General features: G+C 62.1%; 22 protein-coding genes. 7 read left to right on the forward strand and 15 right to left on the reverse strand.

Annotated features, from left to right (window positions below; genetic code table 11):
- Positions 1-28 precede the first annotated feature (28 nt).
- The 12 genes from JM946_RS08475 to JM946_RS08530 form a co-directional block, all read right to left on the reverse strand.
- Complete coding sequence (locus tag JM946_RS08475; protein WP_203166826.1) at positions 29-706, reverse strand: urease accessory protein UreF; 678 nt, start codon at positions 704-706, stop codon at positions 29-31.
- Complete coding sequence (gene ureE, locus JM946_RS08480) at positions 693-1,154, reverse strand: urease accessory protein UreE (RefSeq protein WP_203166828.1); 462 nt, start codon at positions 1,152-1,154, stop codon at positions 693-695. Before ureE ends, JM946_RS08475 begins: the two co-directional genes overlap by 14 nt.
- Positions 1,155-1,163: 9 nt before the next feature.
- Positions 1,164-2,867: an urease subunit alpha gene (gene ureC / locus JM946_RS08485; protein WP_203166829.1), complete on the reverse strand. Its 1,704-nt coding sequence runs from the start codon at positions 2,865-2,867 to the stop codon at positions 1,164-1,166.
- On the reverse strand, positions 2,864-3,169 hold the full coding sequence (locus JM946_RS08490; protein WP_203166838.1) for an urease subunit beta: 306 nt from the start codon (positions 3,167-3,169) through the stop codon (positions 2,864-2,866). The genes ureC and JM946_RS08490 overlap by 4 nt, the downstream gene beginning before the upstream one ends.
- 19 nt (positions 3,170-3,188) lie before the next feature.
- On the reverse strand, positions 3,189-3,491 hold the full coding sequence (gene ureA / locus JM946_RS08495; RefSeq protein WP_203166840.1) for an urease subunit gamma: 303 nt from the start codon (positions 3,489-3,491) through the stop codon (positions 3,189-3,191).
- A 22-nt stretch (positions 3,492-3,513) separates the two neighbouring features.
- Positions 3,514-4,332 (reverse strand): urease accessory protein UreD, encoded by an 819-nt coding sequence (locus JM946_RS08500; RefSeq protein WP_203166842.1) that lies wholly within the window; start codon positions 4,330-4,332, stop codon positions 3,514-3,516.
- A complete protein-coding gene (gene urtE, locus JM946_RS08505; protein ID WP_203166844.1) occupies positions 4,329-5,021 on the reverse strand; it encodes an urea ABC transporter ATP-binding subunit UrtE in 693 nt (230 codons plus the stop codon). The genes JM946_RS08500 and urtE overlap by 4 nt, the downstream gene beginning before the upstream one ends.
- A gap of 11 nt (positions 5,022-5,032) precedes the next feature.
- The gene (gene urtD, locus JM946_RS08510; RefSeq protein ID WP_203166846.1) at positions 5,033-5,860 is read right to left on the reverse strand and encodes an urea ABC transporter ATP-binding protein UrtD; all 828 of its coding nucleotides are present in this window, start codon (positions 5,858-5,860) and stop codon (positions 5,033-5,035) included.
- Positions 5,857-6,990: an urea ABC transporter permease subunit UrtC gene (urtC, locus tag JM946_RS08515; RefSeq protein WP_203166848.1), complete on the reverse strand. Its 1,134-nt coding sequence runs from the start codon at positions 6,988-6,990 to the stop codon at positions 5,857-5,859. Before urtC ends, urtD begins: the two co-directional genes overlap by 4 nt.
- Before the next feature lie 2 nt (positions 6,991-6,992).
- Positions 6,993-8,636 carry an urea ABC transporter permease subunit UrtB gene (gene urtB, locus JM946_RS08520; RefSeq protein WP_203166850.1) on the reverse strand — a complete coding sequence of 548 codons (1,644 nt, stop codon included), beginning with the start codon at positions 8,634-8,636 and terminating at the stop codon, positions 6,993-6,995.
- A gap of 28 nt (positions 8,637-8,664) precedes the next feature.
- On the reverse strand, positions 8,665-9,900 hold the full coding sequence (gene urtA, locus JM946_RS08525) for an urea ABC transporter substrate-binding protein (RefSeq protein ID WP_203167870.1): 1,236 nt from the start codon (positions 9,898-9,900) through the stop codon (positions 8,665-8,667).
- Positions 9,901-10,040: 140 nt separating this feature from the next.
- Positions 10,041-11,135 carry a porin gene (locus tag JM946_RS08530; RefSeq protein WP_203166852.1) on the reverse strand — a complete coding sequence of 365 codons (1,095 nt, stop codon included), beginning with the start codon at positions 11,133-11,135 and terminating at the stop codon, positions 10,041-10,043.
- Positions 11,136-11,440: 305 nt separating this feature from the next.
- Between JM946_RS08530 and JM946_RS08535 the strand changes: the two genes are divergently transcribed.
- Both JM946_RS08535 and JM946_RS08540 read left to right on the forward strand, forming a co-directional pair.
- The gene (locus tag JM946_RS08535; protein ID WP_203166853.1) at positions 11,441-14,806 is read left to right on the forward strand and encodes a hybrid sensor histidine kinase/response regulator; all 3,366 of its coding nucleotides are present in this window, start codon (positions 11,441-11,443) and stop codon (positions 14,804-14,806) included.
- Entirely contained in the window at positions 14,796-15,719 is a 924-nt protein-coding gene (locus JM946_RS08540) for a response regulator (RefSeq protein WP_203167871.1), read from the forward strand. The genes JM946_RS08535 and JM946_RS08540 overlap by 11 nt, the downstream gene beginning before the upstream one ends.
- On the opposite strand, the gene ureG is transcribed toward JM946_RS08540, so the two are convergent.
- Positions 15,716-16,339: an urease accessory protein UreG gene (gene ureG, locus JM946_RS08545; RefSeq protein WP_203166855.1), complete on the reverse strand. Its 624-nt coding sequence runs from the start codon at positions 16,337-16,339 to the stop codon at positions 15,716-15,718. The genes JM946_RS08540 and ureG overlap by 4 nt on opposite strands.
- A 411-nt stretch (positions 16,340-16,750) precedes the next feature.
- Between ureG and JM946_RS08550 the strand changes: the two genes are divergently transcribed.
- Complete coding sequence (locus tag JM946_RS08550; RefSeq protein ID WP_203166856.1) at positions 16,751-17,314, forward strand: HupE/UreJ family protein; 564 nt, start codon at positions 16,751-16,753, stop codon at positions 17,312-17,314.
- A 20-nt stretch (positions 17,315-17,334) separates the two neighbouring features.
- Here JM946_RS08550 and JM946_RS08555 read toward each other — a convergent pair whose 3' ends face one another.
- The gene (locus tag JM946_RS08555; RefSeq protein ID WP_203166857.1) at positions 17,335-18,090 is read right to left on the reverse strand and encodes an FRG domain-containing protein; all 756 of its coding nucleotides are present in this window, start codon (positions 18,088-18,090) and stop codon (positions 17,335-17,337) included.
- Between the two features lie 202 nt (positions 18,091-18,292).
- On the opposite strand from JM946_RS08555, the gene JM946_RS08560 reads away from it, so the two are divergent.
- Complete coding sequence (locus JM946_RS08560) at positions 18,293-19,228, forward strand: NAD(P)/FAD-dependent oxidoreductase (protein ID WP_203166858.1); 936 nt, start codon at positions 18,293-18,295, stop codon at positions 19,226-19,228.
- 7 nt (positions 19,229-19,235) lie between these two features.
- Here JM946_RS08560 and JM946_RS08565 read toward each other — a convergent pair whose 3' ends face one another.
- Complete coding sequence (locus tag JM946_RS08565) at positions 19,236-19,901, reverse strand: Fe2+-dependent dioxygenase (protein WP_203166859.1); 666 nt, start codon at positions 19,899-19,901, stop codon at positions 19,236-19,238.
- 177 nt (positions 19,902-20,078) lie between these two features.
- Here JM946_RS08565 and JM946_RS08570 point away from each other — a divergent pair, with 177 nt between their 5' ends.
- The 3 genes from JM946_RS08570 to JM946_RS08580 all read left to right on the forward strand — a co-directional run bounded on the left by JM946_RS08570 (position 20,079) and on the right by JM946_RS08580 (position 24,173).
- Positions 20,079-20,420, forward strand: a complete 342-nt coding sequence (locus tag JM946_RS08570) for a TFIIB-type zinc ribbon-containing protein (RefSeq protein WP_203166860.1) — start codon at positions 20,079-20,081, stop codon at positions 20,418-20,420.
- A 306-nt stretch (positions 20,421-20,726) separates the two neighbouring features.
- Positions 20,727-22,598, forward strand: coding sequence for a rhamnogalacturonan lyase (locus JM946_RS08575; protein ID WP_407700530.1), 1,872 nt, complete (start codon positions 20,727-20,729; stop codon positions 22,596-22,598).
- A 30-nt stretch (positions 22,599-22,628) separates the two neighbouring features.
- A complete protein-coding gene (locus JM946_RS08580; protein WP_203166862.1) occupies positions 22,629-24,173 on the forward strand; it encodes an alpha-N-arabinofuranosidase in 1,545 nt (514 codons plus the stop codon).
- Positions 24,174-24,288: the final 115 nt, after the last annotated feature.

The raw sequence follows: 24,288 nt of genomic DNA on the forward strand, positions 1-24,288 counted from the left end.
GAGAAGCAACGGTGAGAGCAGCTGAAGATCAGGATCGGAACAGTCGCGTGTACTGAGATTCGTGGCGTGCGCTTGCCAGGCCTTGCACGATGGCGCAAGCCCCGATGTCCTCCTCTTGGATGCTGAGAGCTTGCGTTGCGAGCTGCTCCAGTCGTGGAACGAGAGAATGCAGGATGCGTTGTCCCGCGCTCTGTCCGAGCGGTACGAGTTTCACCGCGGCGAGTACCTGATTTTCCGCCCACGTCCATGCATACGCCTGCAGTGCCTCGTGCTCCGAAACGTTCCAGTTGGCGCAGGCGAAAGCGAACATCGCGGCATAGCCGAGCGACGCTGGCTGTTCGTTCGAGAGAGAATCACCTGCGCCCAGTTCACGAAGGATGCGTGCGAGCGCAGCACCCATGTGACGATCTTCGGCGCGCAGCTCTTCTGTCTCGCGGGCTGCCAGCAGGAATCGATTCCAGCGCTGCAGTTCGTTGGCATCGCCGACCACGCAAGCCCGGTGCAAACGAAGCAACACAGGCAGATCGAGCGTGGCGATAGCCTGCTGCGCCACGCCGCCGATCCACTCGAGCGCGCCAGCTTCGTCCTTGATCCAGCCGGCCTCGACGGCATATTCCAGGCCTTGCGAAAAATGAAACGCTCCGATTGGCAACGCCGGGCTGGCCAGATGCAGGATGCGCAGCAGACGTGTCCTATCCGTGTGCATGCGCCGCCAGAATGGCATGAGGATGCGCGCCGTAAGCGCCGGCCTCCGGTTCGAACGGCGCCTGCTCGACAACGACCTGCAAGCCGAGACCGCGCACCATCTCGTCCAGCACATGGTCATGCTGATAACGGATCCAGCCCGCGCCGATTTGCAATGCGACGTGCCGGTTCCCCAGGTGATAACTCGCTCGGCACAGAGCCAGCGGGTCCGAGGCCCGCACCGTCGAGACTGTTTCGGGCTCGGCGACGACTGCGACGATGCGACCGTCGTCTGCAAGTAACAGGTCGCCGTCGCGAAGCACCGAGCCGCGTTCGAGGATCAGGCCGACTTCTTCGCCGCTTGCCAGCGCCGTCCGTAGGCGACTCTTGTTCCGCAGCTGGAAAGGCAGCACCAGCTGCGCATTGGCGGGACGATCGGAGGCGGGAAGTTTGTAAGTGATGTTCAGCACGGCAGCATTTCAGAAAAGGAAATAACGTTGCGCCAGAGGCAGCACCTGGGCAGGCTCGCACGTCAGTAACTGACCGTCTGCGCGCACTTCATAGGTTTGTGAATCCACCTCGATTCTGGGCTGATAGCCGTTCAGCACCAGGTCGCGTTTGCGCACCGTGCGCGTGCCTTGCACCGCGACCAGTCGCTTGTCCAGTTTCAGGCGCCCCGCCATGCCGCGATCGAGCGCGGCTTTAGAAACGAAGCTGACAGAGGTGGCGGTGCGCGCTCGACCGAGCGCGCCGAACATCGTTCGGTAGTGCACAGGCTGCGGTGTAGGAATTGACGCGTTGGGATCGCCCATGGGCGCGGCGACGATCATGCCACCTTTGATGATCATGGCGGGCTTGGCGCCGAAGAACGCCGGACGCCACAGCACGATGTCGGCCAGCTTGCCGGCTTCGATCGAGCCGACTTCATGCGCGACTCCATGAGTCAGCGCTGGATTGATGGTGTACTTGGCGATGTAACGACGAACACGAAAGTTGTCATTGCGCGCAGTGTCCGGTGCGAGTGCGCCGCGTTGCACTTTCATTTTGTGCGCTGTCTGCCACGTGCGCGTGATGACCTCACCGACGCGACCCATAGCCTGTGAATCCGAAGAGATCATAGAGAACGCGCCGAGGTCGTGCAGGATGTCTTCGGCCGCAATGGTCTCCCGACGGATCCGGGATTCGGCGAACGCCACATCCTCGGCGATGCCCGGGTCGAGGTGATGGCACACCATCAACATGTCCAGATGCTCGTCGATGGTGTTCACGGTGTACGGCCGCGTCGGATTGGTGGACGAGGGAAGCACGTTGGCTTCGCCGCACGCTTTGATGATGTCGGGCGCATGACCGCCACCGGCGCCTTCGGTGTGATAGGTGTGGATGGCGCGACCTTTGAACGCGGCGAGCGTGTCCTCAACGAAGCCGGACTCGTTGAGCGTGTCCGTGTGGATCGCGACCTGTACGTCGTAGCGGTCGGCCACGGAAAGGCAGTTGTCGATGGCCGCGGGCGTCGTACCCCAGTCCTCGTGCAGCTTCAATCCCATCACGCCGGCTTCGATCTGCTCTTCGAGCGGCCCAGGCAGGCTGGCGTTGCCCTTGCCGAGCAGCCCGAAATTGATGGGCAGCGCTTCGAGCGCCTGATACATGCGTTCGATGTACCACGGCCCGGAGGTGCAGGTGGTTGCGTTGGTGCCGGTGGCTGGTCCGGTGCCGCCGCCGATCATGGTGGTGACGCCGGACATCATCGCCTCTTCGACCTGCTGGGGGCAGATGAAGTGAATGTGGGAGTCGATGGCTCCGGGCGTGGCGATCAAGCCTTCGCCTGCGATCACTTCAGTGCCGGCGCCGATCACGATATCGACACCTGGCTGCACGTCCGGATTGCCGCCCTTGCCGACGCGAACGATGCGTCCGTCTTTGATCCCGATGTCGGCTTTCACGATGCCCCAATGGTCGATGATGAGCGCATTGGTGATGATGGTGTCGACCACGGCGGCAGCCTTGCGCTGGCTTTGTCCCATGCCGTCGCGGATGACTTTGCCGCCGCCGAACTTCACCTCTTCGCCGTAGATCGTATGGTCGCGCTCGACTTCCACGATGAGCTCGGTATCGCCCAGGCGCACGCGGTCCCCGGTAGTGGGGCCGTACATCTCGGCATAGGCGGCACGGCTGATGGAAGTCATAGCGGGCCCATCACTTTCTGATTGAATCCATACACCACGCGACCGCCCGCGTAGGCCACCAGCTCGACTTCTCGCTCTTGCCCGGGTTCGAAGCGGACCGCGGTACCTGAGGCAATGTTCAGTCGATAGCCGCGAGTTGCCGGACGATCGAAATGGAGCGCCTCGTTCGTTTCGAAGAAGTGATAATGCGAACCGACCTGGATCGGCCGGTCGCCCGTATTGGCCACTTTGATCCGCATCGTGGCGCGGCCTTCGTTGAGCTCGAGCTCGCCCGCGGCTGGAAACATTTCACCGGGAATCATGCGTCCTCGCGTCGTCGACTCAGGCGATGGGCTGATGGACGGTCACCAGCTTGGTGCCGTCTGGAAACGTGGCCTCGACCTGCACGTCCGGGATCATTTCCGGAATGCCTTCCATCACGTCGTCGCGGGTGAGGATGGTCGCTCCGTAGCTCATGAGCTCCGCCACACTCTTGCCGTCGCGCGCGCCTTCCATGATCGCGGCCGAGATCAGTGCGACTGCCTCGGGATAGTTGAGCTTCAAGCCGCGTGCTTTGCGCCGCTCGGCGAGCAGCGCGGCGGTGAAGATCAGCAGTTTGTCTTTTTCTCTCGGGGTCAATTCCATGGCCTGTCTCTGCGGTGCTCACTCAGGTCGCCCAGATTCGTGGCGGCGTTGCCGCTCGATCGAGCAACTGAGGGCGCAATGTTTGCCAGTTCTCGATGAATGCCTGCTTGATGGGCTCGCCCTGCGCGGCGAGCGCACGGCAGATCAACGTTTTATCCACGAGCGTCACGCCCGTCTCGACTCCGGTTGGGGTCAGCTCGCGAACGGCGTCGACCATCGCGCGTGTGGCGGGATAGGCGACCATCGTGCCGATGGCCTCGTGACCGCCGAGCCCCCACTGGTTACCCTCGGCGATGCGGAGACGATCGATAAGCAATGGCGTGCCGTCGACCCACAACTCGAGGTGTAGATGCAGCTCGCCCGCAATGAACTGCTGCCTGCGCGCCGGCAGGCCCAGGCAGGCGATCTCCCATCCGATGAACTTCGCGCCCGCGCTCAACTCGATACGAGTGGTGCTGCGGACTTTCGCTTCGGGATAGAAGATGCTTTCCTGCGGCAGCCATTCCAGGGCCGTGTCGTGCGAACGAAGCAGTTGTTGCTGTCGCGCCGTGCGGCCATTGCTACGATAAAACTTCGCCGCCGCGGGCGTTGTGATCAATGCGTGTGCGCCGTCTCGAACATCGACATTCAAGGCCAGCTCATCTCCACCGACGACGCCGCCTGGCGGGTGAACGATATAAGCGTGGCAAACGTCCTCTTCGGGATAGAAGGGGCGCTGCACGAGCAACGGGCCGCGGTGCTGTCGCTCGACAATGCGCGTTCGACCGGCGCGCCGAGCGAACGTGAGTTGCAGCTGCGCTCGCCACCCCTGAGCCGACGGATGTTCGAGTGTCGCACTCATACGGTCAAGTGCTGGCGCACGAGCTCATCCGTCAGCTGCGGAATCTTGCCGCTCGCTACGACGCGGCCTTTGTCGAGAATGCGGAACTCGCTCGCCACGCGCCGGGCGAAGGGCAACTTTTGCTCGACCAGCAGCACGGTGAGGTTCGCCTCCTTGTTGAGACGAAGAATGATGTCGCCGATCTCGTGCACGATGTTGGGCTGAATGCCTTCCGTGGGTTCGTCGAGAATCAACAGGCGCGGTTCCAGCACCAGCGCCCGACCGATGGCGAGCTGTTGTTGCTGACCTCCGGACAGATCTCCGCCTCGCCGCCGCAGCATCTTCTTCAGTACCGGGAACAGCTCGAAGATCTGTTCGGGAATATCCCGCAGCTTGTTACGACGGGCTGAGAGGCCGATGCGAAGATTCTCCTCGACGGTGAGCTGAGAGAAAATCTCGCGCCCTTGGGGCACGTAGCCGATGCCGAGGCCCGCTCGGCGGTCGGCTGCAAGGCGGCCGAGGTCTTGCCCGTCGTACACCATTTCACCACTCGATGGCAGCAAGCCCATGATGCAACGGAGCAAGGTGGTCTTGCCCATGCCGTTGCGGCCCATGAGACAGGTGCACGAGCCCGCGGTGATGTTCATATCCACATCCCAAAGAATGTGGCTGCCACCGTAGAACTGGTTGAGCCGCCGGATCTCTAGCATGGTCGTCTCCGTCACTCGCCCAGATAAACTTCCACGACGCGGGGATCGTTCTGGACTTCATCGATGCTGCCTTCCGCCAGCACGTGACCTTCGTGTAGCACGGTGACCTTGCGCGCGATGGAGCGGACGAAGTCCATGTCGTGTTCGACCACCATCACCGAATGTTTGCCCGCCAGTGACAACAACAGCTCGGCGGTGCGCTCCACTTCCTGCGGCGTCATGCCGGCGACTGGCTCGTCCACCAGCAGCAGTTGCGGTTGCTGAGCCAGCAACATGCCGATCTCCAGCCATTGTTTCTGGCCGTGCGAGAGCATGCCGGCGCGCATGTCGCGACGATCCTGCAAGCAGACGGTTTCGAGCACTTCTTCTATATGGGTGCGTTGCCGAGAATCGAGCGGTGAGGCCAGGGTGCTCCAGATCGCTTTGTTGCCTGCGACCGCCAGTTCCAGGTTCTCCATGACGGTGTGCTGCTCGAACACCGTCGGCTTCTGGAACTTGCGCCCGATGCCGGCCTCGGCAATCTGCGGCTCGGTCAAGGTCAGCAGGTCGGTGTTCTGGCCGAACCACGCCGAGCCCGCATCGGGCCGCGTCTTGCCGGTGATCACGTCCATCATGGTGGTCTTGCCGGCGCCATTCGGCCCGATGATGCAGCGGAGCTCGCCGGCGTCGATGTAGAGCGTCAACGCGTTGAGCGCCTTGAAGCCGTCGAAGCTGACGCTGATGTCTTCCAGATACAGAATCGTGCCATGCGAAGTGTCGCCGGGCGGCGGCCGCTCGCTCTTGGCGCCGGCGCCAAACACCTTCTGCCAGCCGTTGCGCAACGAGGTGCTGGCGTTCATGCAGTCACCGCTTGTTCGACGCGCTGACGAGGCGTTAAACGATCGGCCAGCCCGACGACGCCCCGCGGTAGGAATAGCGTGACGATCACAAACATCGTGCCCAGCGCATACAGCCAGAGCTCGGGGAGGGCAGCCGTGAAATACGTCTTTGCGTAGTTCACGAGCACTGCGCCTGCGACGGCGCCGTAAAGCGTGCCGCGACCGCCGACGGCCACCCAGATGACGACTTCGATCGAGTTGATCGGTTGGAACTCGCTGGGATTGATGATGCCGACTTGCGGGACATACAGCGCGCCGGCGATGCCGGCGAGGACTGCGGAGAATGCGAACACCCAAAGCTTGTACGACTCGACGCGATAACCGATGAATCGCGTGCGACTCTCGGCATCGCGAATCGCCTGTACGACTCGCCCGGCCCGCGACAGGGTGATGTAACGGCACGCTAAATAACCGAGCGCGAGCGCCAGCGCTGAAGCCAGGAACAAGGCGACTCTTGTTCCCGATGCGTTGATGTCGGCGCCGACGATCTCCTTGAAGTCCGTCAGGCCGTTGTTGCCGCCGAAGCCCATGTCGTTGCGGAAGAACGCGAGCATCAACGCATAAGTGAGCGCTTGAGTAATGATGGATAAATAGACGCCGGTGACGCGCGAGCGAAAGGCGAGCCAGCCGAACGCCAGCGCCAGCAGGCCCGGCACGATGACGACCATGACGGCGGCGAACCAGAACATATCGAAGCCGTACCAGAACCACGGCAGCTCTTTCCAGTTCAGGAACACCATGAAATCCGGCAGCACCAGATCGCCGTAGACACCCCGCGTGCCGATCTGGCGCATCAGATACATGCCCATCGCATAGCCGCCGAGCGCGAAGAACGCGGCGTGGCCCAGACTCAAGATACCGCAGTAGCCCCACACGAGATCGACGGCGATGGCCAGCAGGGCATAGGTCATGTACTTGCCGATCAGGGTCACCGTGTAGGTGGACAGGTGCAGCGACGATCCTTCTGGAAACGCCAGATGCAGAATCGGCACCGCCACGCCGACGGTGAGCAGCAGCGCTAGAAACACCTGCGTGCCGCGCTCGCCAGCGATGAGCCGGGTCCATAAATTGGAAGAAGCGGATGTCTGCATGTTCAACCCTCCGCGGCCCGGCCTAGCTGTGGAAACAGGCCGCGCGGCCGTCGCTGGATGAACAGGATCAAGGCGATCAGCACCAGGATCTTCGCCAGCACCGCGCCCGCATGGGGTTCGAGGAACTGGTTCACCACGCCGAGCGACATGCCGCCGATCAGCGTGCCCCACAGATTGCCCACGCCGCCGAACACGACGACCATGAAGGAATCGATGATGTAGGCCTGGCCGAGGTTCGGGCCGACATTGGTGAGCTGGCTCAACGCCACACCAGCGACGCCGGCGATGCCCGAGCCGAGCCCGAAGGTGAGGGCGTCCACCCATTCGGTGCGCACACCCATGGATTTGGCCATCGCGCGATTCTGAGCCACGGCGCGGACTTTCAGACCGAGCGATGTCTTCTTCAGCACCCACTGCAGAATCACGAACACGATCAGCATGAACAGCACGACATAGAGACGGTTGTAAGTGATCGAGAATGCTTCATTGATCTGCAGCGAGCCTGACATCCACGAGGGCGTCTCCACGGGGCGATTGTTCGCAGTGAAGATGTCGCGAACGATCTGTTGCAGCACCAGGCTCACGCCGAACGTGGCGAGCAAAGTTTCGAGCGGGCGCCCGTAGAGAAACCGAACCACGCCGCGCTCGATGAGTACGCCGACGCCGCCCGCTACGACGAACGCCACCGGAATCGCAACGAGCACCGATGCGCCGATGTGCTGCGGCATGATCAGCTGCACGACGTATGTGGTGTATGCGCCGAGCATCATCAGTTCGCCATGCGCCATGTTGATGACGCCCATCACGCCGAAGGTGATGGCGAGCCCGATCGCGGCGAGCACCAGCACCGAGCCGAGGCTCAGGCCGAAGAACAAGGTTTCGAGCATGCTGTAGAAGCTGCGCGAGTTCTCGATGCCAGCGAGGGCGGCGCGCGCGGCGCTACGCACTTTCGCGTCGGGCTCGGTGTAGCTGCCATCGTCACTCGTCGAGACAAGGGCAGTCAGGCGATTGAAGACTTCGGGATTCAGACTGCCTTTCAGCTGCTCCACGGCGCTCAGTCGTCGGGCAGCGTCCTCATGATTCAGGTCGGCGATGGCAAGGCCGGTGCGAATGGCTTGTCGCACCGACTCGTCCTTTTCATCTCGTTCGCGAGCTCGCAGGATGGAAACGCTGTCCGCATCCAGGGAGCGCAGCATCTCGTTGACCGCACCGAGCCGCACCTGCGCGTCGGGGTCGGTGAGATCGAAGCTGGCCAGTGCGCTTCTCAGTGTTTTGCGCAGCTGATTGTTCGTGGTGATCTTGGAGAAGTCCGCAGCGTCGGCCGTTCCGGCAGACTGCAAGGTCAGAGCATCGCGAAGTTCGAGTCCGGCCTCTTGAGTGACGGCGATGAACACGCGTTTGTCTGCTTTTCGATAGTACAGGTTGCCTTCGAGCAGCGCGTCCAGCACGGCGCGGGTGTTGGCGTGACGCACGCCAACCAACTCGCCGGCGGCGCGTTCCTTTTGCTTGAAGTTGCTGGTCGCCAGGGCGCCGAGCGCTTGCTCGAACGAGGGCGCTTCCGATGCAGCAACGCAGTGCGAGAGCGCCGCCAGCAGCAGGACCAGGAGAAGCGATCCCGGGCGTACACCCGGGATCGAAGACATCATGCAGCCGAGAAGTTTCACTGCGGACCTGTCACTCGTAGTTCTGGCCGGAGCACTTCTTGGTCTTGGTGTTGTAGTTGCCGCATTTCAGGCTCACCCAATCGGCCTCGATGTCCTTGCTGCCCGGCAGAAAGTCGGACCACGCGTCGCCCGGCACCAGGCCTTCGGTCTGCCACACCGTGTCGAACTGGCCATCCGCGCGCACTTCGCCGATCAGTACCGGCTTGGTGAGGTGATGGTTGGGTAGCATCCTGGCCACGCCGCCGGTCAGGTTGGGCACTTCGATGCCCACCATCGCGTCGATCACCTTGTTCACCTCGGTGCTGTTGGCTTTTTCCACCGCCTTGACCCACATGTTGAAGCCGATCACGTGCGCTTCCATCGGGTCGTTGGTGACGCGCTTGTCGTTCTTGATGAAGGCGCGCCATTTCTTGATGAACCCGGCGTTCTCCGGCGTATCGACGCTCATGAAGTAGTTCCACGCCGCGAGGTGGCCCACCAGCGGCTTGGTGTCGATGCCGGAGAGCTCCTCTTCGCCCACCGAGAAGGCCACCACCGGAATGTCCTCGGCGGAAATCTTCTGGTTGCCGAGCTCCTTATAGAAAGGGACGTTGGCATCGCCGTTGATGGTCGAGACCACGCCGGTCTTCTTGCCCGCCGAGCCGAATTTCTTGATGTCGGCGACGATGCGCTGCCAGTTGGAATGGCCGAAGGGCGTGTAGTTGATCATGATGTCCTCGTCCTTCACGCCCTTGGACTTCAGATAGGCTTCGAGGATCTTGTTGGTGGTGCGCGGATACACATAGTCGGTGCCGGCCAGCACCCAGCGCTTCACGCCCACGTCGTTCATCAGATAGTCGACCGCCGGAATCGCCTGCTGATTGGGGGCGGCGCCGGTGTAGAACACGTTCTTCGAGGATTCTTCGCCTTCGTACTGCACCGGGTAGAACAGCAGACCGTTGTTCTTCTCGAATACCGGCAGCACCGACTTGCGCGACACCGACGTCCAGCAGCCGAACACCACCGAGACCTTGTCCTTCACCAGCAGCTGCTCGGCCTTTTCGGCGAACAGCGGCCAGTTGGAGGCGGGGTCGACCACCACCGGCTCGAGCTTTTTGCCCAGCACGCCGCCACGCTTGTTCTGCTCTTCGATGAGCATCAGCACGGTGTCCTTGAGCGTGGTTTCCGAGATCGCCATCGTGCCCGACAGGGAGTGCAGCACGCCGACCTTGATGGTGTCGGCCGCGTGCGCCGCGCTGGCGGCCATGAGAGCGACGGCGACGGCAAGCTTGCCGAGTCCGCGTAGTTTTCCGAATTTGTTATGCATGAATTGGTTTCTCCCGAGAGATAAAACAGCCGCCCTGCTTGCACCAGTCAGTCGTCAATCGTCATCAGTCACTTCGCTCTTCAGATCTGGACTTGCAGGCCGACGCCCATCTGAGTGTTGTCGCGGCCCAGGTTGGGGTCGAAGCTGGAGTCGATGTAGAACAGCGTGACGCGCGCGTTGAAGTCCTTGATCAGATAAGTGAGGTTCAGCTCGCTGGTGGTCTGGTCGATGTCGCCCAACACGCCGTAGTCGTAAGTGGTCTCGCCGTGCTTGGCCAGCACTTGGAACTTGCCGATGCCGACGGTCTGGGGGAACACATACGCGCCGAGGACGTAGAAGCCGTCGCTGGAGTCATAGGCGAGGGGAGCGGCGGGGCTGGGATAGCCTCCGAGGCCGTCGTACTTGGCGTACTCCGCTTCGAGCGTTACGACGCCGCTGTTGGCGAGTTTCTTCTCCAGCAGGAAGTCCACCGAGTACGCGTTGTCGCCCGCGGCGGTTTGAGCAGCGACGCCCACCGCGAGCAGATCCTTCTCGCCGTAGTAAGTGCTGTTCAGGTAATAGCCGCCTTCGGGATCCCAGAAATCCAGTTGCACGCGGCCGGCGTACAGCACGTCCGAGCTGCCTTTGCTCAGGCCTTGCACGTCGAACGCGCCGGCGGACACCTTGGCGATGCCGAACTGGCCCCAGTACATCACGCCGTCGTTGCGGCCCTCGGTCTCGAACGGATAGCCGTCCTGCACTCCATCCCGGTACACGCCCCAATGATTGGCGTAAAACGGTCCATACAGATTGGCGCGGTCGCTGGGAGGCAGGAAGCGGCCCGCCCAGATGTTGAATTGCTCCGAGAACGAAAACTGCGCGACCGCATCGATGACGCGCATCGATTCCGGCGTCGCGCCGCCCGCGTTGTAGTCGGTGTTGAACATCAGGCTGATGTTCTCGGTCACCTTGCCGCTGATGTAGATGCGCGCGCTGTTCAGCTCGAAATCGCTGATGTCTTCGCCGAAGTCCGGATCGGTGTGCGTGAAGCTGGAGCGGACGCCGGCGCCGACAGAGATCGGAGGCAAAGTCACATCGGCGGCCAGAGCGCCGCTCACAGGTATCGCCAGCGCGGCGCTGACGGCGGCGGCGCGCCACCGCACAGCACGTCGGAAACGGATCGATTCACGTCGCATGAAAAGCTTCCCTGAGTTGTGGTTGATTGTTCGCGTGGCCAGATGGTGGAACGCTATGCGTGTGCGCCATGCTCGGGTACGCGTCATTTGACGTACTCGCGGTCGGGGCATCTGGGCTGTTTGACGTAGAGACAGCGGCCGCGCGTCGTGGATGATCCATCCCTGTGCATGGACCCTGAACGCTGCACCTCGATGTGGCACCAACCTGCACCAGCTTTGGCGCTCGAGGCCCGTGCACTGCTCCAGAACGTGGCCTGGCACATGGCTTGCTTGAGGTGAGCCCATCGATGAAAGAACACTAAAGAATGACGGCACGACAACGGATCGTTCGCGAGCGCCGGCAGTACAACCAATGGGTGGCCAGCCAGACGCTCGAAGACTATGCGCTGCGCTACACGGCGGATCGCGCGCGCAAGTCGGCGTTCCGTGTCGGCAACACTGCATTTGGCCCGATCGCTTTTCTTGCCTGCGAGGCCATTGGCGGCGCGCTGACGATTGCCTATGGATTCCCCAACACGGCCTGGGCGATCGTCGCGTTCTGCGCGCTGATGTTTGTTATTGGCCTGCCGATCTGCTCCTATGCGGCCCGCTATGGCGTGGATATCGATTTGCTCACGCGCGGCGCGGGCTTCGGTTACATGGGATCGACGATCACGTCGTTGATCTACGCGTCGTTCACCTTTCTGCTGTTCGCCATCGAAGCGAGCATCATGTCGCTGGCGTTGCAGATGCTGTTCGGCATTCCGCTGGCCATCGGCCATTTGATCAGCTCGCTGATGGTGATTCCGATCGCCATCTATGGCTTCAGTCTGATCAGCAAAATGCAGCTGGTGACGCAGCCGGTGTGGATCGTGCTGCAGCTTCTGCCCATTGCTTACATCGCCTGGAAGTCTCCGTCCGAAGTCGCGGCGTGGACCGGCTTCACCGGCGAGCAGGGCTCCGCGGATGGCTCGCTCGATCTGCTGCTGTTCGGCATGGCCGTGTCGATGCTGTTGTCGCTGCTGCCGCAGATTGGCGAGCAGGTGGACTATCTGAGATTTTTGCCCAATCGCGACCGTCGCAACCGAGTGGCCTGGTGGACGGCGTTGATTGCCTCAGGACCCGGTTGGGTGTTCATGGGCGGCTTCAAATTGCTCGCGGGCTCGTTCCTTGCGTTCCTGGCCCTGCGCCACGGCGTGTTGCCGGCGCAGGCGGACGAGCCCACCGGCATGTATTTCCTCGCCTTCCGGGAAACCGTGCAGTCGCCGACGTTCGCGTTGCTGTTGACCGGCATTTTCGTCATCGTTTGCCAGCTCAAGATCAATGTGACCAACGCCTACGCCGGCTCCATCGCGTGGTCGAACTTCTTTTCGCGCCTGACCCACAGCCATCCGGGCCGCGTGGTGTGGCTGGTGTTCAACGTGCTGCTGGCGCTGCTGTTGATGGAAACCGGGATCTTCAATGCCATCGAGAGCATTCTGATCATCTACGCCAATTTCGCCGCCGGCTGGATCGGAGCACTGACCGCCGATCTCGTGGTCAACAAACCATTGGGTTACAGCCCGCCGTACATCGAATTCAAACGCGCGCATCTCTACGACATCAACCCGGTCGGCGTCGGCGCGCTGTTGCTGTCCATCGTGTTCTCCAGCCTGGCGTTTCTGGGCGTGTTCGGCACATTTCCACAGATCCTGTCGCCGTTCGTCGCGTTGCTGGTCGCCTTTGTGGCCGCGCCCGTGATCGCATGGGCCACCAAGGGGCGCTACTACCTGGCGCGACAGCCCGAGGGGTTGCCGGAGAATGCGCCGGAGATCCGCTGCACGATGTGCGAGAACGTGTTCGGTCGGAATGACATGGCCATGTGCCCGGCGTACTCGGGCCCGATCTGTTCGTTGTGCTGCACGCTGGAGGCCCGTTGTCACGATCTGTGCAAGACCGACAGCCGCTTCACTCAGCAGTTGCACGGGTTCTTCGCGAGCATCCTGCCCGAACGCGCGGCGCTGGCGTTGAACACTCGCGGCGGACATTTTTTCGGGCTGCTGATCGTGTTCAATCTGGCGATCGGTCTGCTGCTGTCTCTCATCTACCATCAGTACAGCGGCACGACAGCGGCGGATCGCGAGGCGATCCGCATGACTTTGTGGCTGGTGTTCATCAGCTTGTTCGTGCTGACCGGCGTCGCTGCCTGGCTCATCGTGCTGGCGCACGAAAGCCGGAGAAGCGCCGAGGCGGAGTCGGCCCGGCAGACCGCGATGCTCATGGACGAGATCGAAGCTCACAAGCGCACCGACGCGGCCTTGCAGAAGGCGAAGGAAGTTGCCGAGGCCGCCAACGTGGCCAAGACGCGTTACATCGTGGGCATCAGCCACGAGATTCGCTCGCCGCTGAATGCGATCTTCGGCTACGCACAGCTGCTCGAGCGCGACATGGCGGGCCCGGCGGACAATGCCGCCCGCGTGATCCGGCGCAGCGCCGAGCATCTCACCAATCTGATCGACGGCTTGCTCGACATTTCACGCATCGAGAACGGCATGCTGCGTTTGAATCGCGACAAGGTGCAGCTGGTCGAGTTTCTCGATCAGATCGTGGACATGTTCCGGCTGCAGGCCTCGAATCGCGGCATCGAGTTCCGTTTCCAGCGGCCGCCGCATCTGCCGGCGCACGTGTACACCGATCAGAAGCGGCTGCGTCAGATTCTGATCAATCTGCTGTCCAATGCGATCAAGTACACCGAGCGTGGTCACGCCAGCCTGGTGGTGCGCTATCGGAATCAGGTGGCCGAGTTCGAGATCTCCGATACTGGCGTCGGTATCGCGGAGGCCGATCTCGAGCGTGTGTTTCAGCCTTTCGAGCGGGGCGAGACGCCGACGGTGCGCGCTGTTCCGGGCATCGGGCTCGGGCTCACCATCACCAAGCTGCTGACGCAGATCATGGGCGGCGAGCTGCTGGCTCGCAGTACGGTAGGTGAGGGCACCACTTTTACAGTGCGACTGCTGTTGTCCGAAGCGATGCATGCGGTCCATCAATCGACAGAGACGGGCCGCATCACCGGCCATGATGGGCCGCCTCTCAAGCTACTGCTCATCGACGACGATCCGGCGCACCTCGACATCGTTCGGCGGCTGCTGCAACCGTTGAAGTTCGACGTCGTCACCGCGCCGAACGGCAGGACGGGGCTTGCGCTGGCCATGGAGCATCGCCCCGCGCTGGTCATGATCGATATCTCCATGCCGGATCTGTCGGGCTGGGAAGTGGCCAAACAGTTGCGAGAGTGCACCTCGCTCGGCCCGATGAAGATTGTCATGGTGTCCGCCAACGCTCATGAGTACAGCCCGGGCGGTCCCGACTATCCGCACGATGGCTTCGTGATGAAGCCGGTCGATATGCACGCGCTGCTCGATTGCATCGCCGGGTTGCTGGGCTTGCAATGGAATTACGAGACCGGGAGCGACGCGGCGGAAGAACTCGCTGAACCATGCGAGCTGCCGCCGGACTCACGACATCACATCAACGATTTGTATCAACTCGGCCGGATCGGGCACGTGCGCGGAATCCAGGCCAAGCTGCGGCAGATCGAAGCGGACGATCCGGGGAGCAAGGCCTTCACCGCGCACATGCAGGCCCTGGTGGCGAACTTCGACTTGAAGCGTTACATGAACGTGCTGGAAACCATGCGCAATGATGAACCCTAACGAAAGCGCGCGGCGGGATACCGTGCTGGTGGTGGACGACACGCCGGAAACGCTCGGTTTTTTGACGGACACGCTCGATCAGGCGGGCTTCACGGTGTTGATCGCCACCGACGGCGACAGTGCGCTGGAGCTGGTCGATCAGATCACGCCGGATCTGGTGCTGATGGACGCGGTGATGCCAGGCATCGACGGCTTCGAAGCCTGCCGGCGGTTGAAGCGGGAGAAACTGCTCTCGCATCTGCCGGTCATTTTCATGACCGGGCTGAGCGATACGGAACATGTGGTGGAGGGGCTCGCGGCAGGCGGCGTCGATTACGTCACCAAGCCCATCGTCATCGACGAATTGTTGGCACGCATTCGAGTGCATCTCGCGAATGCGAGAATCGCGCATGGCACGCACGCCGCGCTGGATGCAACTGGCCGCTTCCTCTTGGCTACCGATTCGAGCGGGCAATTGCAGTGGTGGACGCCGAAAGCGCGCGCGCTGCTTGCCGAGCTCTTTCCGGCGCAGAACGAACGAGCGGCGAGCTTGCCGGCGGAACTGGTGGAGCAACTCATGCGGCTGCGGGGTGAGGGGACGAAGAGCGCCAGCAGCGCGACCATGCAGATCGGGGCGCGGCGGCTGGAGATCTCCGTGTTGAGTCGTATCGGTCCGGATGAGTTGCTGTTTCGACTGGCCGAAGTCGGGACTCGCAACGATGAACAGGTGTTGCAGCGGGCGTTGTCGCTGACCAGTCGCGAGGCGGAAGTGTTGTTGTGGATCAGCCGAGGCAAGTCCAATCGTGAGATCGGCGAGATTCTGAGTATCAGCCCGCGCACCGTGAACAAGCACCTGGAGCAGGTGTTTGTGAAGCTCGGCGTCGAGAATCGAGCCGCGGCGGCGGCACGGGCGGTGCGCACATTGGCGCGTTAAGCGGCCTTCGGTTTCAACATGCCTTCGCGTTCGATGAAGGCGATCACTTGATCGAGGCCCTGGCCGGTTTTGAGATTCGTGAAGATGAACGGCCGGTCGCCTCGCATCTTGCGCGCGTCGCGGTCCATCACTTCGAGTGAGGCGCCTACGTGGGGGGCCAGGTCGATCTTGTTGATGATCAGCAGGTCCGATCGCATGATGCCCGGGCCGCCCTTGCGAGGGATCTTGTCGCCGGCGGCGACGTCGATGACGTATAGAGTGAGGTCGGATAGCTCTGGACTGAATGTCGCAGCGAGGTTGTCGCCGCCGCTCTCGACGATGATCATGTCGAGGCCGTCGAAGTCGTGCATCAGGCCGTCGATGGCGGCCAGGTTCATCGACGCGTCTTCTCTTATCGCGGTGTGCGGGCAGCCGCCCGTTTCCACGCCGCGGATACGCTCGGCGGGGAGGGCCTGGCTGCGGATCAGGAACTCGGCGTCTTCGCGGGTATAGATGTCGTTGGTGACTACGGCGATGTTGAGATGGTCGCGCATGCGTTTGCAGAGGCTGTCGACCAGGGCGGTCTTGCCCGATCCCACCGGGCCGCCGACGCCCAGTCTCAATACCTCGGCTTTTTGCATGTCTGGTACCTCGCTGTTGGTGGCGGGAGTATCTTATGGTTCGGTTGAGAGAGGCCTACGTCATTTGACTCAGGGCGCGTTTGTGGTATTGAGGGCATGCTGCGCCTCGTTACCGCGCTCTGGCGCGGCCTCGGCCAGAAATTTTTTCTTTTTTGCCGCGTTTGGCGCGGCGGCCGGAGCGACCGATGTGCCGCTGCTCGCACAGGGGCGAGACGCAGGCTAATGTGTTTGTCGTTGCTGCGGCGGCAGGACGGAAGGTGAGCTTCAACTTCGATCCTGGCGCGGAGGTGGGCCGCGATGCTGGCTTGGTCGTGGGGCGATGCGAGCGTGCGGGGCAGGTCGGGTTGATGAGCGTTTGAGGATATGTTTGTTAACGTCATGGCACTTCGCAAATTAACCTCGGGTCTGTCGGTGGCGCTGCTGTTGCCCGGTGTGGCGGCGGCGCATACGGGTGGGGAGGTGCATAGCTTTGTGGCGGGGGTGATGCATCCGCTGGGTGGGGTGGATCATTTGATGGCCATGCTCGCGGTAGGCTTGTTGGCGGGGTGCGCGGGCGGGTGGATGAGATGGGCGTTGCCGGGCAGCTTTGTGGCCGCGATGGCGATGGGCGCAGTGCTCGGGGCGAATGGCATCGAGGCGCCGTTCGTTGAGGCAGCCATTGCGTTTTCGCTGATCGCCTTCGGGGCCGCTTTGGTGACCAGACGCTCCTTGAGCGCACCGCTGATGATTGCATTCACCGCGGGCTTCGCAATGTTTCACGGGCATGCGCATGGCACAGAGATGGCCGCGGGCCTGGCCGCCATGCCGTACGCGATGGGATTCATGATTGCAACGGCCCTACTGCACGCAACAGGTGTCCTGCTCACGACCAACACTCTGCTGCCGCTAAAGCAGCTCACATTGCGCAAATGGAGCGGTAGCGCGATTGCAGCCGCCGGCATAGCGTCGCTCTGCGTGACGATCGTTTCCGCCTAAACGACAGACAACGGACCGCCTCAGCTCACCGGCCCCTGCGGCAATCCCCATTTGTAACGCCACCCCACGTGCCGGGCGAGCCCGTGCAGGTCAGGAAACAGGGACGCATAGTTGATGGCGCACGAATCGAGCACGAGCTTCAAGTCCTGACAGGCATTCTGCGAAATGGTCCACCGCTGCAACCGGTCGCATGTGAGCGCGACCGTCGGGTCCGGATGCACCGTGAACACGCTGCGCTGCGCGGAGATGCGTGCGTTCAGATGACGCGGCCGATAGATATAAACTTCCTCGAGTGAGAATGGATCATGCTGCTCATCCGGATCCAGGATGGGCAGGTCACGAACGCCATAAATGAGCGCGTGACCTTTGCTGCCGGCGTGCTCCACCGCAAAGAATGCGGCGACCAGCAGGCTCTCGGTCCAATCCAGCAAACGCGTCGCCATGCCGTGGTGTTGCGCGATGGCGAGCCATTCCAGATCCGACAACGGCCGAAAGCCTACATACGGCTGCGCATCGTGCTTGAAGCGACGAAGCGCCGCGCGTTCCTGCTCGACGTCGTACTTCAGCGTGCGCGCCGAGTGATCGTCCGTGCCTTCGCGACCAGAGGCAGGGCGTAACTCATAGGTAGTGGCCGGCTCGCCGCGAAAGACCCAGGTTGTTCCTTCACGCGCCAGTTCGTCGATCAGATGTGCCAGGTCGAGCCACGATTCGATGGTTCGATCCTGGGCCGTTGCGGAGGCCGGGGCAGCACGGCCGGGGGATGTCGGGGGCGACATTGATGCTCTTCAGAATCCGGTTTCGGCCGCTATTTTTCGCCGGACAAGCCCACTCTTCAACAACATAGGAGAGAACGGCATGCGCCTTTGCAAGAATCGCCAGGGCGCCGACAGCGTCCGATTACAAAAGGGCGGAGCATGCGCTGGAACTACATACGTATCAGAGCCGTTGCCCGCGTAGATTCTTCACGCGGGCGCCCCCATGGCCACTGATCGATTCGATGTCACCATTGTCGGCGCTGGCCCTGCCGGCCTGAGCGCTGCGCTTGTTCTAGGACGTGCGCACCGGAAGGTCCTCGTTTGTGACAGCGGCACGCCGCGCAACTGGGCATCGAAGGCGATCCACAGTTATCTGAGTCGCGACGGCATCGATCCCACCGAATTCCGGGAGCAAGCTCGCAGCGAACTGGCACGGTACTCGGGCGTTGTCATCAAAGATGTCGAAGTGACCGAGCTGAAGCGCGCAGTGGACCACGGTTTCGAAGCGACCCTGGGCGACGCGAGCCGGGTCTTGAGCCGCAAGGTGTTGCTCGCCACCGGCGTGTTGGACCACTTGCCGCCACTGCCAGATATCGAAGCATTCTTCGGCACCAGCGTCTTTCAATGCCCCTATTGCGACGGTTGGGAGATGCGGGACCGGCCCGTTGCAGCCTATGGCAAGCGTCAGCGCGGCTTCGAAATGGCGCGCGCGCTCACTGCGTGGTTCGACGACATTGTGCTCTGTACTGACGGGGCGCCTGGGCTTTCGGAGAAGGAACTGGAACAACTGCGCCAGAATGGCATCGAGCTGCGAGCAGAGCGCATCGAGCGATTGGAAGGCGACAACGGCCAGCTGCAAGCGATCCTGTTTCGAAATGGCGAGCGACTGCCACGCACCGCGCTGTTCTTCGATATGCCCGCCTCGGAACAGTCGACACTGGCTCAGGCATTGGGCTGCGCCGTCACCAGTCAGGGCCGCATCAAATGCGGCCAGTACGAATCGACCAGCGTTCCGGGCGTATTCGCCGCAGGCAACATCATCGGGGATGTGCAGCTGGCCATTGTGGCGGCGGCGGAGGGCGCACGCGCCGCGTTCGGAATCAATCGCGCATTGACCCGCGAAGACTTCGACGCCCCGAACCGGGGTGGTGCGGAATGACGCGAGCTCATGTCTCGCTCCACATTCGGAGCAGATTGCCGATCGCCTTGTCGAGGCGCAGTTGCGCAGCGTCGCCGCTCAGCCCGGAGCGCACATGTGCCAGGTCGAACAAAACTTCGCGTTGATCCCCGCGACGGATCAAGCTTTGTATCCAGCCCACGCAGGCAAGGCGAACGCCGCGCGTGACCGGAGTGACTTCGTGCAGCACTCCGGTGGGATAGACCACGGCCGAACCAGCGGCAGGGCGGAAGCTCCTGTCGTTCGTATCGTCTACGAATCGCAGCGCGCCGCCTTCGTAATCCTCCGGGCTCGAAAGAAACAAAGTGAAGCTCAGGTCGGTGCGCAGTGGCCAGCCATGCTCGTCGATCATCGAGGCGTCGTCGGTATGCGGGCCGTAGCGATGCCCCGAAACGTAGCGCGAGAACATGAGGTGGGACCATCGAAACGGTCTCGCATAGGCGTAGAAAATCGGGTGACGTTGCAGCGCCATTCGGACCATGCGCGCCAGCGCGACGACTTCCGGATTGCCGCCCTCCGCTTGTTCGTTGGATTTGACCGAGCGCGCAGCAGCGCCGGCCGTGATCTTGCCGTCACGGAACGGCACGTGCGCCAGGCTTTCACAGATGCGCCCGATCTCGACAGGGCTCAACACGTCGTCCAGGACCATCATCATTGCTCTCTCGAGGCGGCCTTGATTTCCCGCTCCGTCCTCTCATATGGTGTGATGCGCGGACCGGGCCCCTCTGACGACGCTGCCAGGCGTCGTGATGTCGGACGCAATTCATCCAGGCGTGAGGGCCACGTGTTTACGACGCGTCCGTGCTTTCCGCCGTTTCTCGAGGAAAGCGCCATGCCATTGCTTCTATGTCCGAACGACAACAGCTCCATGACCACGGTGACTCGCGCCGGCGTGCAGTTTGACATGTGCCCGGTTTGCCGTGGAGTGTGGCTCGATCGCGGCGAGCTCGAAAAGCTCATGGCTGCTGCGAGCGACGATGCGGCCGCGGCCGCTCCGCAAGCGCCGCCACAACACACCCAAGCGCCGCCTCATCAGCCACCGCCGCCACCACAACATTGGAATCGCGGCTATGGCGAACGCGGAGAACGCGGCGAATATGGGGAGCGCGGCGAGCGTGGCGAATATGGCTACGGTTATCGCAAGAAGCGCTCGATTTTCGACATCTTCGACTGACTCGCTGCGATTTCGGCCACCCGCCCGACGTGCCGGCGCAAGCCGGCCGTGTGGCCTACCAGTTCTGATCGAACTTGCTTGTTCGTGTAGATTTTGTCCGAAGAAGCGGCAATAAGACCGCGTCGATCCCCGCGTCTGCCCCGTTCTGATGCGCCGTAGTTGCAAAAGGAGTCAAAAGGCGGCAAATTCGTGCAGCCGCAGAATTGTCTGACTAATTACATTGCGGCCCGATTGCGACTTGCGTTGAGTCATTTGCAGCACAAGGAGAGAGCAATGATCGGATCCAAGCTCGGGGGATTGATCGCGATGACGGCGGCCGCCGCCCTGTTTCCAGCCAGTCACGCGGCAGCGGAGAGTCCCACCACCGCGGGGCCCGGCTTCAGGCAAGCCGAGTTTTTGGATCGCGGTGTGCTGGCGGTGAAGAGCGCCGATGGCGTCCTGGTCAGCTGGCGCCTGCTGGGCTACGAGCCCTACGGATTGAGTTTCAATGTGTATCGCGACGGTCGTCGCCTGAATGGTCGGCCGTTGAGCGGCGCGACCAACTACCTGGATCCGGCCGGTACTGAAACTTCGGTTTACAAGGTTCGAGCCGTGCTCGCGGGCTTCGAGCTGCCCAGTCTGGGGCGCGATTCAGCGCGGGTCTGGAACGGATATCACCCGGTGCCGTTGCAACGACCGGCGGGCGGAGTGACTCCGGCGGGCGAGGAGTACGTCTATCATGCCAACGACGCAAGCGTCGGCGATCTCAATGGCGATGGCGACTACGAAATCGTTTTGAAGTGGGATCCATCGAACGCCAAGGACAACTCGCAGTCGGGCTACACCGGCAACGTGTTCATCGATGCTTACGAGCTCGACGGCACATTGCTGTGGCGTATCGACCTCGGAAGAAACATTCGCGCCGGCGCGCACTACACCCAGTTCATGGTGTACGACTTCGACGGTGATGGCAGAGCCGAAGTCGCGATGAAGACTGCCGATGGCACCACCGACGCCAAAGGAAGGGTGATCGGCGACGCCGCTGCCGACTATCGCAACAGCGCCGGCTACGTGCTCGACGGTCCCGAATTTCTAACCATGTTCGACGGCGCCACCGGCAAAGCCCTGGCAACCATTCCATACGTGCCGCCGCGTGGTTCGGTCCCGGCGTGGGGAGACGGCTACGGCAATCGGGTCGATCGCTTCCTGGGCGGCGTCGCCTACCTCGATGGGCGTCGTCCCAGTTTGATCATGAGCCGAGGTTATTACACGCGCACGGTGATCGGTGCCTGGGACTGGCGCAATGGACGCTTCACTCAACGGTGGGTGTTCGACTCCGACATCGCCGGCTCGCAATACATGGGGCAGGGCAATCATCAGCTGTCGGTGGCGGATGTGGATGGGGACGGCAAGGATGAAATCATCTTCGGCGCCATGACCATCGACGACGACGGCACCGTGCTGTACGCGACCAATCTCGGTCACGGCGACGCCTTGCACGTGGGCGATCTCGATCCCGACCATCCGGGCCTCGAAGTCTTCAAAGTCATGGAAAACAGAGCCTCGCCCTACGGCCTGGCGCTCTGGGACGCGGCGACGGGCCAGATTCTGTGGGGCCGCTCCACCGGCATCGACACGGGCCGCGGTCTGTCCGCCGACTTGGATCCGAGGTATGCAGGTGAAGAGATGTGGTCCTCCGGCAGCGGCGGCTTGTCGTCGGCCACCGGCCAGCTGATCACGACGGCGGTGCCAAATTCCATCAACTACGCGATCTGGTGGGACGGCGATCTTTCCCGCGAGCTGCTCGATCACAACTTCGATGCCGGCGTCGGCGCCGGTGTGGGCCGCATCGACAAATGGGACTACGAGAACGGCGTCGCCGTGCCGATTCTGCAGGCCGAGGGCACCTATTCGAACAATTACACCAAGGGGACGCCGGCGTTGCAGGCAGACTTGCTGGGCGACTGGCGCGAAGAAGTGATCTGGCGCTCGCAGGACAGCAGCGAGCTGCGCATTTACGCGACCAGCGATCCCACACAACACAAGTTGCGAACGCTGATGCATGACCCGGTGTATCGTCTTGCCATCGCCTGGCAGAACGTCGCCTACAATCAGCCGCCGCATCCGTCGTTCTTCCTGGGCACGGGCATGGGCTTGCCGCGGGCGCCGAAGCTTTATTACCCGATTTCCAGGCGTTAGTCACAAAGCGAAACAATGCTGAAAACATCGATGAAGTGCACGGTGGGCGCGGCCGTCGGAATGTTCTGTTGGAACGCGGTCGCGGCCACCATTACTGCGGAGGCGACACTGCACGCCGACCAGCCCGGCCCTCAGATCTCGCGATATGTCTACGGGCAGTTCTCCGAGCATCTGGGGGCCGGCATCTACGATGGCGTTTGGGTCGGCGAAGATTCGGATATCCCCAACACTCGTGGCATTCGCAACGACGTGGTCGCCGCGCTCAAGGCCGTCAAGGTGCCGGTGATCCGATGGCCGGGCGGCTGCTTCGCCGACGAATACATCTGGCGCGACGGCATCGGCCCGCGCGACAAACGCCCGGTGAGGAAAAACAACTGGTGGGGTGGCTCGCCCGAAACGAATCGATTCGGCTCGCACGAGTTTTTCGACTTCGCCGAACAGATCGGCGCCGACGCCTATCTGGCCGTGAACGTGGGCTCGGCGACGCCGACCGTGATGCGTGAATGGATCGAATATCTCACCTCGCCGGGCGAGGACGATCTGGCCAGGGAGCGGCGTCGTAACGGCCGCGATCAGCCGTTCAAGGTGCCGTTCGTGGGCATCGGTAACGAGTCCTGGGGCTGCGGCGGCGCCATGACCCCGGAGTACTACTCCAACGAATATCGCCGCTTTCAGGAGTTCTTCCACAAGAACGCCGACAACCCGGCGGTGCGCGTCGCCTCCGGGGCCAACGGTTCCAACACCGAGTGGACCGACGTGGTGATGAAGAACGTGGGCAACAAGCGCATGGATGCGATCAGCGTGCACTATTACACGCTGCCCACCGGCGACTGGAAAAAGAAAGGCGCCGCCACCGGCTTCAGCCGCCAGGAATGGTACGACACCATGCACTGGACGCTGCGCATGGACGAGATCCTGAAGAATCACATCGCCGTGATGGACAAGCACGACCCCGAGAAGATCGTCGGCCTGTACGTCGATGAGTGGGGTACGTGGTACGACGTGGAGGAGGGCACCAACCCGGGACATCTCTACCAGTTGAACACGCTGCGCGACGCCGTGGTCGCGGCGGCCAACTTCAATATCTTCCACAAACATGCCGAGCGCGTGCGCATGGCCAACATCGCTCAGACGGTGAATGTGCTGCAGGCGATGATCCTGACCGATGGCGCGAAAATGGTGCTGACGCCGACCTACTATGCCTTCAAGATGTATGTTCCTTTCCAGGACTCGGTGTATCTGCCGCTGGACGTGAGTGCGCCGCTGGTCACCTCCGGCAACCGGGCGATCCCGAGCTTCAATGCCTCGGCCGCCAGGGGCAAGGACGGCAAGACCTACCTCGCCGTCACCAATCTCACCGTCGATGACGATTTGTCGTTGTCTGTGAATCTCGGCAGCTTGCAGGCGCGCAAAGTGTCCGGTGAGGTGCTGACAGCATCGAAGATGGATGCGCTCAACGAGATGGGCGCGGCCGAGACGGTCAAGCCGGTCGTATTCAAAGGCGCGAAGCTCAATGGCGGCAAGCTGGCGTTGCGGATTCCTGCAAAGTCGGTCGTCGTGGTGGGGCTGGAGTGAAGACTGACACCGAGTCCTAACCGTTTTCGCAGATCACGGACGCTGACACGCGCGGCGTCCGGACCGGCCTGGCTCGTCCGGGCCGGTATACAACAACTCGAACCCAGATCAATAG

This window comes from Steroidobacter gossypii (assembly GCF_016801985.1).
GTDB classification, from domain to species: domain Bacteria; phylum Pseudomonadota; class Gammaproteobacteria; order Steroidobacterales; family Steroidobacteraceae; genus Steroidobacter; species Steroidobacter gossypii.

Excerpts from the sequence above, each read along its gene's own strand:
- JM946_RS08555 (WP_203166857.1), bottom strand. The coding sequence starts at position 18,090 with ATGTCGCCCCCGACATCCCCCGGCCGTGCTGCCCCGGCCTCCGCAACG.
- JM946_RS08565 (WP_203166859.1), bottom strand. The coding sequence starts at position 19,901 with ATGATGATGGTCCTGGACGACGTGTTGAGCCCTGTCGAGATCGGGCGC.
- ureG (WP_203166855.1), bottom strand. The coding sequence starts at position 16,339 with ATGCAAAAAGCCGAGGTATTGAGACTGGGCGTCGGCGGCCCGGTGGGA.
- urtE (WP_203166844.1), bottom strand. The coding sequence starts at position 5,021 with ATGCTAGAGATCCGGCGGCTCAACCAGTTCTACGGTGGCAGCCACATT.
- JM946_RS08540 (WP_203167871.1), top strand. The coding sequence starts at position 14,796 with ATGAACCCTAACGAAAGCGCGCGGCGGGATACCGTGCTGGTGGTGGAC.
- urtB (WP_203166850.1), bottom strand. The coding sequence starts at position 8,636 with ATGATGTCTTCGATCCCGGGTGTACGCCCGGGATCGCTTCTCCTGGTC.
- urtC (WP_203166848.1), bottom strand. The coding sequence starts at position 6,990 with ATGCAGACATCCGCTTCTTCCAATTTATGGACCCGGCTCATCGCTGGC.
- JM946_RS08580 (WP_203166862.1), top strand. The coding sequence starts at position 22,629 with ATGAAGTGCACGGTGGGCGCGGCCGTCGGAATGTTCTGTTGGAACGCG.
- JM946_RS08475 (WP_203166826.1), bottom strand. The coding sequence starts at position 706 with ATGCACACGGATAGGACACGTCTGCTGCGCATCCTGCATCTGGCCAGC.
- JM946_RS08490 (WP_203166838.1), bottom strand. The coding sequence starts at position 3,169 with ATGATTCCCGGTGAAATGTTTCCAGCCGCGGGCGAGCTCGAGCTCAAC.
- urtA (WP_203167870.1), bottom strand. The coding sequence starts at position 9,900 with ATGGCCGCCAGCGCGGCGCACGCGGCCGACACCATCAAGGTCGGCGTG.
- JM946_RS08500 (WP_203166842.1), bottom strand. The coding sequence starts at position 4,332 with ATGAGTGCGACACTCGAACATCCGTCGGCTCAGGGGTGGCGAGCGCAG.
- ureA (WP_203166840.1), bottom strand. The coding sequence starts at position 3,491 with ATGGAATTGACCCCGAGAGAAAAAGACAAACTGCTGATCTTCACCGCC.
- ureC (WP_203166829.1), bottom strand. The coding sequence starts at position 2,867 with ATGACTTCCATCAGCCGTGCCGCCTATGCCGAGATGTACGGCCCCACT.
- JM946_RS08575 (WP_407700530.1), top strand. The coding sequence starts at position 20,727 with ATGACGGCGGCCGCCGCCCTGTTTCCAGCCAGTCACGCGGCAGCGGAG.
- JM946_RS08535 (WP_203166853.1), top strand. The coding sequence starts at position 11,441 with ATGACGGCACGACAACGGATCGTTCGCGAGCGCCGGCAGTACAACCAA.
- JM946_RS08560 (WP_203166858.1), top strand. The coding sequence starts at position 18,293 with ATGGCCACTGATCGATTCGATGTCACCATTGTCGGCGCTGGCCCTGCC.
- urtD (WP_203166846.1), bottom strand. The coding sequence starts at position 5,860 with ATGAACGCCAGCACCTCGTTGCGCAACGGCTGGCAGAAGGTGTTTGGC.
- JM946_RS08570 (WP_203166860.1), top strand. The coding sequence starts at position 20,079 with ATGCCATTGCTTCTATGTCCGAACGACAACAGCTCCATGACCACGGTG.
- JM946_RS08530 (WP_203166852.1), bottom strand. The coding sequence starts at position 11,135 with ATGCGACGTGAATCGATCCGTTTCCGACGTGCTGTGCGGTGGCGCGCC.